The organism is Spartinivicinus poritis (genome assembly GCF_028858535.1).
GTDB classification, from domain to species: Bacteria; Pseudomonadota; Gammaproteobacteria; order Pseudomonadales; family Zooshikellaceae; genus Spartinivicinus; species Spartinivicinus poritis.
In genome coordinates this window covers 293,038-308,037 of the sequence record NZ_JAPMOU010000002.1, presented here as the reverse complement: position 1 = coordinate 308,037, position 15,000 = coordinate 293,038, and the positions used below count along the sequence as shown (strand labels likewise).

The window sequence follows — 15,000 nt, the reverse complement described above, 5'->3', positions numbered from 1 at the left end:
ATGATATATTAATCAAAATAAATATGAGAAATTATCAAGAAAATTATAAAACAGTTTAGTGCTAAAAAATATAATAAAGAAAAATTTAATATAGTTAAAGTGAATGCTTTTTCATTCACCAAGGATATAACCCAAGGCGTAGGGTTTTAAACATTCGCTTTGGGCTTAAATGAGATAACAGTATAAAAAGGAAATAGTGCACAGGAAGGTGGCCGTTAAAAAATATAGTGACCATTAGGGGAAATATATGCGAATACCTTCTTCGAGTCATTCGTCTGTTGATTTGTCAAAAAATGTTGATAGTCAGGCAAGCAGTACTGACCTTCAGAAAAAAAGCAACGATTTATCTATTAATAACTCACCCGTTAATGTATCAGAAAACTCTCAATTAGAATCGAATAATTCAGCTTTAAAAAGACTGCCTGTTTACGGTAATACAGGCATATTAGATGCTTATAATCAGGAAGGGCATCGAACTCATTTTCGAGTGAATGATAAAGGCCATTTAGAGTATTGGCGCTCAGATGCTAAAAAGCATACTCCTTTTGGCTTAATTAAATTAAAAGCCAAGTTTAAACCAGTGCAACAAGTATTTGCTGATGGCAAATGGCCAGTAAAAGGTAAGGTTGATGCGTTAATCCCTGGGGTAAATGGAGGCGCTTTGGCACTCATTGAAGGCAAGTTACATCTGCTGTCTACCGATGGTTTTGCCAAACCTTGGGATAAAGCCAATGTGTATGGTGACATTACTAATGCATTTGTTCGTAATGACGCTGTTATTTTTGTGCTTAAAAACGGCACTGTGGGACGTGGAACCCCTGGCTCTGATAACCAGATCAGTCGTGTTGCATCCCCCAACCTGGAGCAACCATTACAAGCAGGCGATCAATTATTTGTTGATAATAACGGTATCTGGTGGAAGTTTCAGGCTGGTGAGCTGGCACGTCATAATCCCACCTCCCAGCAATGGCAAACAGTTTCTCCTCAAACAGAAAGTATTAATCGCTACGATAATGTTGTCATTTCTGAATCTGGTCAGGTATTTGGCTTTTTCCAGGAAAATAATCAGCCAGTACAAGAAGATGTGATTACTGGCAAGCGTTTGGACTCTGCAGTTAGCACTCAAGCCGTTGATGGCACGCTTCGGGATGCATTTACCTTTCATGCTACCGCCGACAATGGACAACAAATAACCCTAGGTGCTGGTCTGGATAAAAATGGTCAACTGACGGGGTATATTGAAGCGCCAGGTAATGGCCAGGATAAACCTGCGCAGCGACTGGCGGTTTTATTTCCAGATGGTAACCCTATAACGGGTATCCAGCACTTACGAGCAGGGATGGATGGCACTCTTTACTTTGTACGTGAAGGCAACGTATACAGTACATCTGTTGCTAAAGGCCAATGGACCCAACCGCAAGCGGTGTATAAAAGTACCAGCAATACCCAAGCATTAGATGTAGCTGTGGCGCATGATGGAAAAACAGCCATCTTATTGTCTGATGGGACTTTAATTGGGGCTGGTTTACCTGGGCCTTTGGCGGGTAATTATCCTGAAGGTCAATTATCACAACTTGCTTACGACAGCTCAGGTAATTTGTGGGCGATTACAGATCAAGGGGGTCTATTAAAGTTTGATCAGGGGGGTAAAGTAGTTCTCTCTTCAAAGGCTGCAGCTGAAGCTTCTGACACTGAAATGCCAGTATTTAAGCAATTAGCTACGGCCGCCAAAGATGGATTAATACGACTGGTTGATAGCAATGGTAAAGGTTATTTTATTGGGTCAACGGTCCAAAGCAGTGAACTGGCGAATGCTTTAGCGACTTCACAAAGACCTAATTTACCTGGTAAAGGGCAAGTGGTTCGCGTCCCTGGTGGCAAATGGACAGAAACCTTTTTAGGTTTATTACCCGGTGGACATACTGTTTCAGGAAAAACAGATAAATTTGCCACGGTTTTATTTAAAGAAAAACTTAACCGAAAAATACTAAGCAGTATTCGTGAATACATGGCAGCTCATATCAAGACACCAGTGCAAAAAGGTGCAAAAGGGCTATGGCGCAAAATTCAACATGCGATTCAAACCGATGGGCCGATGTTTAAGGAAGGTAGTTCAGGTAGTGTTTATCAGGACATAAAACGCATTGCTGCTAATAATGCTAATTTTCAAGGAAATAAAGTCACCTTAAATAATACCGATCCAAGCTTTAAAACTGTTGTTGATGAAAATGCAAAAATTGTCGCCGAAATTAAACAGTTGATTAATTATGACGAGCTAACGCGTCCTGAAAATGGCTCATTTTTAAATAAAGCAAAGGGAGAAGTGCAGCGGGTCAGAAAAGCGGACGGCTTTGATGCCAATAACCTGATTTTTCAGTTAGCTGAGTCACCAGTGTTAGATCAACCAACCCGCGAGTTTATGCATGAATTATTGGACTTAGGGGTATTTGTTGATCGATCTGCGCCTGGGGCTGTGTTGCAAGCGAAATTATTGCAAAATGCGGATATTTTACGTCAATTACACCAAGGGGAAACCGTCGATATTGCTGCTATTCGCAATAGTGCTATCAGTAAAGCCTATGCGCAAGGTTTTCGTAGCTTGCCCGAAATGTATAACCTAGAAAAAGCAGTCAAAGGGTTAAGTGGTGATTTACAAAACCCTGATAGTGAATTATCAAAAGCCTGGCGAGAAGTGACGGGGGTCGCTAAATCAGCAGGTCAAGACGCGTTAGTGGTAGCGATTAAAAATAAAATAGCGGCGTTGCCAGTGGGTGAAAGCTTAACATTATCACGCAGCCGGGGAGTAGAAGTCAGTTTAACCGGAAAGCGGGCGATTAGCCGAAGCATAAACCCAGCGTCTGTAACCCTTTATGCGGGGCCAAAAGGCCATTGGAAAATAGCGCCCAGCTTAACCATTAACAAAAAAGCAGACGGCAGTTTAGGCATCTCTATTTCGTATAGCCGTGATGCGGGCGCGGGTGTGGGTGCTGAGTTTATTGCGGGCACAGGTGTTGCGGGTGGAGTATCTGTATCGGCGGTATTAGGTGCAGGTATTGTGGGCAATCAGGTTCGCTCTGCTACCTTCGGTACGACCGTTGGAAATCAAGCTGACTTTATTACCAAACTCACGAGTGGCGATTTATCGTTAACGGATGTTCGTGCAATGTCTACCAGTGCAGGTACTGTTGCGAGAAAAAGCGTTGTGGGGGTGTCTGCCAGTGCTTATGTGAATGCGGGGATTAATGCACCTGCATTAGCGGTTTTAGATGACTCGCCTGGCCAAACCCAGTTTAATTTTTCAGCTAAGCCTGTGAGAGCTGAAGGTGCCGTTAATGGGAATTGGGCTTCAGGGGCTACCACCGGTGGGAATGGGGTAGAGGGGGCACATCATAGTAGTAGTCGTAGTGCTACCGTTGGCTATGGCATTATGCCTTTTTATTCAGGCGTGGTATTTGGTCAGGAAGATGCTGACAAAGTCAGGCCATTAGAACCTTATTATAAGAAAATACGTACCCTCACTGTATTATCCGATAGCTTGGCAATTAATTTGTCATTTGAGGCAGATACTGCATTAGGCAATGCTGCTCAGCGAGTGAAAGGGGTGACGGTTTCAGAATCACTGAACCCTGGGGCATTGGCGGGTGGCAAGTTACAAGAAGCGAAAACCCGTTTAACCAGCTTAATTAATCGTAACCCTCAGGACAGTGAATTAAAAGCGTCTGTTGAAGCGGTTTTGGAGGCAGCCAAACAAGGCAGTAGTCTTTCTATGAGTTATGAACTGACGGCAGAAGGTGTACGTCAGTTTAACCAGGAAGGTAATGGTCAGCAGTGGCTAAAACGGCTACATCATGATTCGTTAACCAACCCAGGTGCGCATGGGGATTTAATTCGACTTAAATCAGTGAGTTTAAGTAAGTCGGCAAGTCATGGCACTTCGGGCGGTGCGGTGATTCTAGCAGGAGCCGTATCATCAGGTACCATCAATGAAAGTGTGTCACTGGGGACGGTGTCGTTTAAATACGACACGAGTAATAATCAGCCTTCATTAGATAAGCGTGCTGGTGCTTTATTTGTTGACTCTGTCAGTGGGGTCACGCCAGGCGTGAATCCTGGTGGAAAAATCCCTGGCCATGTTGAGGCATTTGCTAACCAAATCAGTCAGTCAGGTGGTTGGAACTATGCTGGTGCGGATGTTGCTCCCTTAGCGATTGCTAAGGCATTGGGGGTGACCTTTGATCTTGAGCATACACGAAATGTTGTAGATACGCTGCACGGTGGTCGTAACCTGCGTGGCAAGTTGATTCATTCCAGGCCTACCAATACAACAGATAGTGACCATTACTTGGTGCGAGGTCGAAATGGTCGAGTTTATTCAATGCCCACAGATGGTGACTGTTTATTTCATGCCATTAACTTTCTGCAAAACCCAGGTGATTACCAGATTAGTGCAGATAAACCCTTAATTGGCCAGATTCAGTTGGTTGCAAAACCTGAAGCAACTGAGCGTATTCAATTGATGCGTAATCAAGTGGCGGATTGGGTCAGGGCGAACCCTAGTGCATTAAGTGACCTGATTCAATCTGATATAGTCGCTTCATTAAGTGACTTAAGAGGTAGTGGCAGTTCGCCAACTGCTCAGCAATACGACAGGTTTAGTCAGACTTTAGAGGCGGCTGATCAAACAATTAAAGCTGATGATGGCGCTGCTAATAATCAAAAAGTGAGGGATATTGAAAATGCTCGATTAATTCAATATACCTTTGACCAATCAAAAAGGATGCTTTCCGTGGGAAAGCAGCATGGCTTAAGTGTTGAGCTTTCCCCAGCGGTTAATAAAAAGCAAAACACTTTGCTGGCTGATGTATTATCTATGGCCAATGCTTTACATCAAGAGGGAGATGTTAAAGCATTGTTAGCCAGCAAAAGCCAAAGTCGATTTGTCAGTGAACTAATTAAACAAAATAAGAACAGTGCTGGTGAAACAGCGGCATATCAACGTTACAGCAAAGCGCAATCAGACATTGCTCAGGCCGCGAAGACTAATAAAGACTATCGTATCAATCTGGGTGAGTTTGGTTTAGCTGTTATTGCAGAAAAAGCCACAGCAGGTGGTGATCAGTCTTTGGTTTTTCGTTCTGGTCGGCATCGGTATTTATTAGCACATAATAAAGGGAAACTATCCTTTTACGATCCAGCAGTAGGTTGGGTCAGTGGTTTTAAAAATAAAGCAGATGTAGTGGGCTTTTTGACCCAGTACTTTTCTGACTCGGCACAGTTGGGTTTGGGGATTAACCCCAATCAGTTTCAAGTACAGTCTATTCAAGACAGTTTTTACCAAGATGCCGGCATTACTCAGGCAACCCAGCAATTACAGCAGTCACTTCCCGTTGAGCTAGAAAGACTTTCTAATCAAGATCTCCAGCAAGGGCTACTCAAAGTAAATGGTCAGCAAGTGAGCCGTACCCAGCTTTGGTTATTAGGTGCCCAAATTAATGGTCAACCTATCGCTGCTGATCGTTTAGTTAATGGTGGTGTAGCCAATATTAAATTTAACAGTGAGACACTACAGCAGTTTCTAAGCACTGCACCACAAGCAGATTTTGCTGAAGGGACGAAGATACTCAAAACATTGGCTCAGCTGCAGGATCGATCGGTTGCTGCATTAATTGATGGGGATCTATCAAGTCGGCTACAAACAGTCGTTGATAAAATTGATAGCACACCTTCTACATTAACCGATAGTCAAGTTCAAACACTTCAAAATAAGCTAAATGGCAATACGACGCGGGTGAGTGTAAAAGGGATTGCGTCTCAGGTACCAGGTGTTGGGTTGCAGGCGTGGGGAATTTATTCTGGCATTAAGGCCGCAGATGCAGCATTTGAAAAAGGTGATATTCAAGAAGGAGTCATTCAAACCGGTAGTGTATTAGCCAATATTGCCTCTATTCCTGCCGAAATAGCCTTAAATCGCAGCTTACCTAAATTAAGTCAGCGGTTAATTGCCCGTTCAGTTAGCAGTAGCAGCCGATTGGCAACTTCATCCGCTAGCCGCTTAGGGCAAGCTTTAGGCCGGAGTGGTGGAGCATTGGCCGCTTTAATTACATTGCCATTTGATATTTATACGGCAGCTAAAGCCTTTACTGATGCTCAAGCAGAAGGGTTAACCGATAAGCAGCGACAGGATTTGTATGTGCAGGGCGGCTTTGCGGTAGCGGGAGCCGTTACGGCTTTAAGTTTAGGGGTTGCTGCTATTTTTACAGGCAGTGCTGCGCTTGGTCCCATTGGCTTGGGTATCAGTGTTGGCTTGATTGTTGGGGCGCAAATTTATTCAGCTGTACGACAGGTGGAAGATGCTTGGGAATATGTGCCAGAGCTAGATGACTGGCGTCATCGCTTGCGCCAGGGCTGGCTGGCTTTTTGGGGCCAGGATATGGATGAGTGGGTGACTGATGCTTATAAAGCCAATAAGACCAAACATGATGTGATTGAACAAACTCGCCAGCGTTCAGCTGAATTATTGCAAGGTAATTTAGGTAGTGCCGTAGACACCATTGTTTATGGTGATGTTGATGTCGCGATTGAAGAAGTGAAGGTATATCACTACGAAGGCGGCTATGAAACGGTTCGAGAGCCAAAAGTGAATGGCGCTGATGATGTTATTTTTGCACAAAATGGTTTGCAAGGCATCAAAAATGCGGTTTCTGCTAATATTGATCCTGAAAAAGCCGTTTTGTTTAATATTGGTGGTGGCAGTGATACAGTTTTTGGCGTAACGAATAAAAAAAATGAGTTTATTTTTGGTAAAGGAGCGAAAAACCTTAAAGGTGGAAATTTGAATGATAACTTTATGTTTTCAGTCGATTTCTCCGATATGGAAAATTTTTATAATAACTTGGATAATTATAAGGATAGAATTTTTTTCGAAATTGATGGACAAGGGGGTGACAATACCTTAACCATTAATGCACAAACCTACCGAAACTATGTTTATTACGATCAACCCTATTCAGGTTTTATTATTGATCTGGAACAGGGTAAAGTATGGTTGAAAAATGCTGATAAAACCGGCGATGAAGCCAAAGGCCCGCAAATTGGTGAATTGAAAAATATTCAACATACTCTGGGCTCTGGATCTGATGGGGATGCTACCAGCTCAGGTTCTGATTATATTATTGGTACAAACGACAGTAATCGTATTTTAGCCAACAAAGGTGACCAGGTATTTGCCAAGGGCGGTAATGATGTAATTACCTTATCTGACTCTGCCAAGGTTGATGGCGGAGATGGTCAGGATATCTACCTGGTAAAACGGGATGTCCGCAATGTTCACATCACTGAAAATGGTCAGGATGCTTCTGTCGTACGGCTTGAGTTTGCGTTGGACGAGATTGCTGATTGGCAGTTGGTTAATAAAAATATTGTTATTCGACTAAAAGAGGCTGGCACAGTGACAGTCCATGATATTTATACCGAATACAATAATCAGTGGCAGCTAAAAAATAATCAAATCAGCTTCCAATCCCATGATGGTTTTATGTTGACACCTAACTTGCCGGCACAGCATAAAGCATTAGCTGTTGATCAAGCAGAGCCTATTCAGCTACATACCCGTTACTTGAAAGCAGGGGATAGAACCTATTTCAATCAGCAAACTGGGGTGACGATAGACCTTAATGACAATCGGATTGATGGCAATAATCAAGGGGGTGTCTATCAGCAGGATGAGTTTGAAAAGCTTGATAAAACTCAGCTAATCGTTTTACAAGGAGATGATGATCATCATAATGCACCGGCAGGTTCTCGATACTTTATTGAGCGCGGTGCTGGGGAAACGGTTATTAAACCACAGGCTCAAGATCGCAAGAACCCCGTAACTAATAAAGTATTCCTAGACTATGATGCTGCTGAAATAACGGCTATTGAAACTCGTTATCGTAATGAAACCTACAGTGCAGGCTATCGCCGCAAAGACTACAGTTTGGTTGTTTCATTGAATGATGGGCGTCAAGTTATCTTGGAAAATATTATTGATACGACGCTTCATGTGTATGATGCGCTTGCTAGAGGAGGGGAAACACTTCGGGACTTTGTCTTGGTTACACGTGATGGTATCGAGTATTCATTAAAGGAGTATGGTGGATCGAAAACACTAGCAACCGAAAGTCATTACCATGGTAAAAATAATAATGGTACTTTCTTAGTTGATACACGTAAAACACTCAACCAAAAAGACTATAAATTATCAGACTGGCAGTGGGGTGAGGGTAAAAAGTTAGACACCCGTTATCAATTATCCGCGGAAGGAACCGCTTATGCTGATACCTTGATTGGTAATGAACAAGCTAATGTTCTACGAGGCTATGGTGGTGATGACTTGATGCAAGGCAATGATGGTCATGACACCTATGTGATTGGTGCCTTCGAGGGAACTGTGACGATTAATAACCAGGCAACGGATAATAAAATCGATAACCTGGTAATCGGGGCTGGCTTTAACGATATTACCAGCAACCGTGATGGTATGAATTTAGTATTAAATGCACGGTTGCCTAGACCTACTGAAGCGGGAGGCGTGGATTATATTAATCGACAAATAGTCATTGAAAACTATTTTGTCAGTGATGCTTTCCGTCATCTGAGTATTGCTTCTAATGAAGGATTACAACAAGAACTGGTAGTTGATGAGCTAGGTAATATTAGTCGTATTATTGGAGCTAAAGCATTAACACCACAGCAACAACAGTTGTTGGAAACAGATGCCATTGATGAAAACTTGTTAAATCGTCAAGTATCTGAGGCTAGCGTAGCTGAAAAAACAGATTATAGTAGCCATCAACATGGACTGAATATTTTATTAGACGGCAAGGGTTTTGTATCAGATCGCTTTAAGGGCACTGAATTTGATGATGTAGTGAGTTTGACCAGTGTAGGCAAATTTGGTGAGCTGATTTTGGAGTATAACCCGTTTAAAGTGATACCTAATATTGATTTAGGCGCGGGCAATAACACCCTTGATCTAAGCCAGCTGGCAGCTAGCCATATTGATGCTCAATTGATGTATGGCTCTAGTATTTATGTTTACAATGACAGTGAGGATCAGCCACAGGAAATTCGAATTAACAATATCGCCAATATTATAGGTACAACCGGGAATGATAAGTTAAAGGGTTATAATGGTGATAATAAGTTGTTAGGTGGTGCTGGTGATGATGTTATTGAAGGGAAGGAAGGCATAAATACCCTAGTCGGTGGTAAAGGTAACGATCAGATATATAGTGGCTCTGATCAAGATAGGATTATTTACCAGAAAGGGGATGGCCGCGACACTATCAATGGGAATACTGTAAATGATGTGTTGTTGCTAAAAGATATCAGCTTATATGACCTGCATTTTTCTTTAACGGATAAAAATACCTTATTAATTTCTTTTAAAGGTCAACCTAATGATCAAATTGAAATTGTCTACTGGCAAGCGAGTTATCATTTTAATTTGGTGACCCAAGATGGAATCATCGATAAAGCAGGTATTGACCAATTAATACCTGCTTTGGCCGCCATTAATCGTAATGACTGGGTAAATGGCGCGACTGGTTTAAATCATTCTCAACAAACCCAGCTAGCGAATAGTTGGACGGTTACTACAGCAGAATTAAAGGGTGACGATAATCAAGTATCAGTCCTTATTGGACGTCAAGGGCATGACCAGTTAACGGCTGGATTGGCAGGTAGCATTGTCCGAGGGGGAGACGGCAATGATACGTTAATAGATAATATGGGTAATGATTTGTTAAGTGGTGAAAACGGTGATGACACTATTCAATTTATTGCTGCTGGTAAAGATATTGCCAGTGGTGGTGAGGGTAATGATACTTATCAAGTAACTACCAGTAGTCGAGGAATTAAAACTATTGATAACCAAGCCAATAGTGGTGATGATATTTTAGTACTGGATCAGGTTGATTCCCTTGAAAATCTACAGTTAGCTCGTCAAGGACAGGACTTACATTTATTGGTAACAAGCAAGGAAGGGCAGCTGGAATTAACCAATACAACAGAAGTTGTGGTTAAGAATTTTTATTTGTCTGATGCTTATCAACATTTGTCGTTGATTTTAGGGGATGGTAATGAGGTATTAGCGGCTGATTTGGTAGGTATGGCTAACCTGGCACCGCCCAGAAGCCAATTGACTTCCATTCATTTGACAGCAGCCAATGATGGCAGTATTAAAATAGACTATCGGCATCATCAAGGCCCTGTATCAGTGATTTTAGATAATCAATTGTCAGGCCAAACCGATTTCTATGGCAGTGATTATAGTGATACTGTTAAGGTAAAACGGCTTGGTGACATTAGCACCATTGATTTAGGTAAGGGGGCTAACACAATCGATTTAAGCCAGCAAACGGCTCCTGTCTCGGTTGATTTAAATGGGCAAGCAGGTAGGACTGCAGCAACCCTGCGTACTGAAGAGTCAGGTAAACAAGCCAATATCACCCTTAAAGGTATACAACATGTAGTCGGTAGTGCGACGGCAGCAAATGCCTTAGTTGGCAATAGCCAGCGCAATATTTTAATTGGTGGTCAGCAAGCGGATCAGCTGTTTGCTGTAGCGGGTGAAAATACCTTGGAGGCGGGTAAGGGTAATGACCTCATTGTGAGTGGTCGTGGCAAAGATACCATTATTTTTAACCAGGGGGATGGGCAGGATACCCTTTCAGGTTATACTACGAGTGATGTGTTAGTATTGAAAAATATCAGCCTTTATGATGTTCATTTTAGTTTGCATGATAATAATCAACTGAAGATCAGTTTCAAAGGTTCCACTCAGGATAAGGTGATGGTAAATCAATGGAATGATAACCAGGCATTTAATGTGGTGACTGATGATGGTGTGATTGATAAATCGGGAATTGAACAATTGATTCAAGCCTTGTCAGGCTTTACAGAAACGCAATGGTCTCAAGGAGGAGACGTATTAAGTAGTAGTAAAGCGCAAATAACCAACAGTTGGATTATTACTCAGTCTTAGTAAACGCTCATTTATTTGACAACGTTAAATAAAGCAGCTACGGCGTGACAAGCTGTAGCTGCTTTATTACATGTCAGGGAGTTGATCAAGCGATAAATAATCTATATAGCATATTTATTTACCTATATTTGATATTGAAGACGAAATGGTAATATGCCTGGTGATATTAGTGTTTTCTATCTTCTCTATTAATTTATCTGGATAAATAAACTGAATAATATCGATGCAGTTGTTTGTTAATAGCAATTTTTATTTTCAATAACCCTCCTTTACAGCCATACTGTTATTTATTGCACGGACTTGTTAGTTAAAAAGCACTGCCCTTAAATAGGTAAGCCGGTTTGCTTATCCTTTAAGGAGGTAGTGCGTGTTTCTGATGGAGGGGATGATGTTCCATAAGAAACCTTGTCAATATCAGTATGTAAAGCAGCCAACGCTTTTGTTGGTTGCCACTATTACTGTTTTTCCCTGGAGTGGTTATAGCGGTCCTTTAAACTTAGCGCAAGATGCACTAGAAATTGCACCGGGTGCTGAACCTAACATCGTCATTTTGTTTGATGATTCCGGTAGTATGGACTGGGAAGCAACGATGGCATCAGGGGTGTTAGTGGCAAACCAACCTGATGGTAAAAATATTGGATCAGCAGGTGGTATTACCCATCAGTCTGGTTGTAGTACTCCCTATTACTATGGAGTACAGTTTAAATCGAATACTTACAACCGCTATTGGGGCTGGGACAGATGTGCTGTTGCATCGACTAATACTTGGCGGTTTAGAAATAGTCAATTTAATAAACTGTATTATGACCCAACCAAAACCTATAAGCCCTGGCCAGGGGTGGATAAAAATGGCAAGGTTTTTGGTGATATTGATGTTAAAAATGCGCCTGATAATCCTTACAGCCCCGCTGAGTTTATTGATTTAACCCGGGGAGATGAGATTTTAAGGAGCCGGTGGGGCTCGCGAGATAATAATAAAGAAGGGTTTGCGTATTATATCTGGAATGATGATGGAGACGGTATTTTTGAAAACGGCGAACAGAAAAAAGTCCGGGTAAGAAATCTCAGTAAAAAAGAACAAACGAATTTTGCTAACTGGTTTGTTTATTATCGTTCACGGGATTTAGTTGCTAAAGGGGCATTGGGGTTCGTTATTGAAGGTTTATCGAATGCTCGGGTAGGTTTTACCTCTATTAATACGACTGCCAATAACTTTCCTGTCGCCTCATTAAATGCGTCTGTGTTATCGGGTAATAAAAAGAAATTGTTGGATAAAATCTATGGTACGCCAATTCCAGCAAATGGAACCCCGTTGAGGCGTAATTTAAGGGATGTCGGACGGTATTTTGAATGTGTATCAGGTAATCGCTTTAATGCAAGTGGGTCAAGTTGCCCAATTCAACCTGCACCTATCGGCACTTGTCAGCAAAACTATGCCATGTTGATGACCGACGGTTACTATAATGGTGGCTCGCCAGGGGTAGGGAATCAGGACAGAGACAGCACTAATAATATCTTTGATGGCGGTGCTTTTGCTGATAACCAGCATAATACCCTGGCTGATGTGGCCATGTATTATTACAAGCGCGATCTTTCCCGATTGCCCAATAGTGTTCCCATCACCAAATACGATAAACAGCGCTCGTTGACCTTACTCAGCGATGAAGATAGCCTGCACCAGCACATGGCGACATTTACCATTGGCTTTGGTTTGAAAGGAACAGTGGCAACATACCCAACTGATCCCAAAGTAGCATTTAACTGGCCAAACCCATTTGCCAGTGACTTTGCCAAGGTCGATGACTTGTTACATGCAGCTTATAATGGCCGTGGGGAATATTTAAGTGCGGAAGATCCTGAGCGCTTGGTAGATGGATTACAGGAAATTTTTCGACGTATTAAATCAGATTCGGGCGCAGCCAGTGCAGTGGCATTTAATACCCAAAGTATTAAAGCCAATGCGTTTGCTTTTAGGGCGCTGTTTAACCCTAAACAAAACAATGGTGATGTAGTTGCGCATCCTGTTGATGCTAAAACCGGTGAGGTTGATACCGCAACAGTTATCTGGTCAGCGACCAAAAAGCTCGATGAAAAACTAGCTGGTAATAATGTTAATAATCGCAATATCATTACTTATCGTATCAATAATGACGGCACTAAAGTTGGAGTGCCCTTTAATTATGATAATAATCTGAGCCAAGCCCAGCGGACAAACTTAGATAATCCAGTACCTTTTGCTTTACCCACTAACTATGGGGATCGTGATGGCAAGATCGGCGATGAGCGACTGTCATACTTGAGAGGAGACCAAACCCACGAAGGTACTAATTATGACAGAGGGCAATTTCGCGAGCGGCTATCCAGTTTAGGACGGCTTGGAGATATCATTCATTCAACACCTACTTATGTGGGCCCCCCGATTTTTTCTGGACGAGACAGCAGCCCTTATCCAACGTCTTCACCTTATTCAAGTTTCGCTAAGGCTAATAAAAGCAGACGGCTAATGTTGTATGTAGGTGCCAATGATGGAATGCTGCATGGTTTTAATGCGAGTACTGGTGAAGAGGTGTTTGCATATGTACCTAATGTATTATTTTCAGAATTATATAAACTCACTTCCCCAGATTATGTACATCAAATGTATGTCGATGAAAAAGCCAGTGTTAACGATGCCTTTTATGGCGGGGCCTGGCATACCATTTTAATTGGTTCACTCGGGGCTGGGGGCAGAGGATATTTCGCTTTAGATGTTACTAAACCGGAGGAGTTTGATACAGAAGCCGGTGCTGCAACGAAAGTATTATGGGAATTTACCGCAAGTGACGACAACGACTTAGGCTTTACTTATAGCCGTCCTATTATCACCATGACTAATGCTACGTCAGGGGGTGAGCATTTATGGTTGGCTATTTTTGGTAATGGTTACAATAGTACCAGTACCAATGGTAATGGGGTTTTGTTTCTTAATAAACTCACAGGACATGGCGCGGATGGTAATTGGGATTTAGATACGGATTATTACAAAATAGACACAGGCAAAGGCAAAGCAGCCAGTGCTGATGGCCTTACCCCGAATGGTATTGGTTTACCCCGGGCGGTAGATCTTGATGGTAACGGTACCGTTGATTATGTATATGCGGGAGATTTACAAGGAAATCTGTGGCGTTTTGACCTAACTGGAGGCAGCGTTACTTCGTGGGATGGGACCATTATCTTTACTGCCAAGGATAATCAGGGCAAACCACAGCCTATTGTTAATCAACCTATTGTGGTGCGCAATACTGGTAAAGGTGGCGTAGTCGTTGTGATAGGGACTGGCACCTGGATTACTCGCGACGATATTGGCTCAACTGATATTCAAAGTATGTATGGTATTTGGGATGACTTGTCTAATGATGACTATCCTGTGAGTAAAAATGACCTGGTTGAGCAAAAATTTATCAATACTACTGAGAAAATCAGTGGTTTTACTACGCGCATTTTAAGTGACCTACCAGTTGAGTATTCAAAAGATAATGATGTAAGAGGCTGGCAACTGCACTTTCATGCAGCATCGGCAACCACCAGTGGTGTTGAATTTCCGGGTGAGCGCGCAGTAAGAAAATTATTTTTAATTGGCAATAGCCTATTAACTACCACCGTTATTCCTAATCCGGCATTGGCCTGTGCCACCTTACCAGGAGGCTTTCTTATCGGGCTTGATCCTTTAACAGGTGGACGGTCTAAAACAACCCCCTTATTTGATTTAAATAATGATGGGGCTTTTGATGAGCAAGATAAACTGTCTAATGGCACGCCAGTTTCGGGTATACGGCTAGCGGGTATTCCTACTGATCCTGCTTTTATTGGTAACCGTATTGTGATTCAAGAACATACAGGTAATGTTACTAGTTTTGGCACTAACCTAGAAGGCTTGAATACTGGCCGATTATCTTGGCGACAGTTGCTGCAGGGGCAGTGACGGTAATTGA

2 protein-coding genes are annotated in these 15,000 nt (G+C 42.3%); both read left to right on the top strand.

The window, feature by feature from the left end:
- Positions 1-247 precede the first annotated feature (247 nt).
- Positions 248-11,029: a hypothetical protein gene (locus tag ORQ98_RS02780; protein ID WP_274687254.1), complete on the top strand. Its 10,782-nt coding sequence runs from the start codon at positions 248-250 to the stop codon at positions 11,027-11,029.
- A gap of 376 nt (positions 11,030-11,405) precedes the next feature.
- Positions 11,406-14,990, top strand: a complete 3,585-nt coding sequence (locus ORQ98_RS02775) for a pilus assembly protein (protein WP_274687297.1) — start codon at positions 11,406-11,408, stop codon at positions 14,988-14,990.
- Positions 14,991-15,000: the final 10 nt, after the last annotated feature.

Bases quoted from the DNA above. Each gene is read 5' to 3' on its own strand.
- ORQ98_RS02780 (WP_274687254.1), top strand. From the start codon at position 248: ATGCGAATACCTTCTTCGAGTCATTCGTCTGTTGATTTGTCAAAAAAT.
- ORQ98_RS02775 (WP_274687297.1), top strand. From the start codon at position 11,406: ATGGAGGGGATGATGTTCCATAAGAAACCTTGTCAATATCAGTATGTA.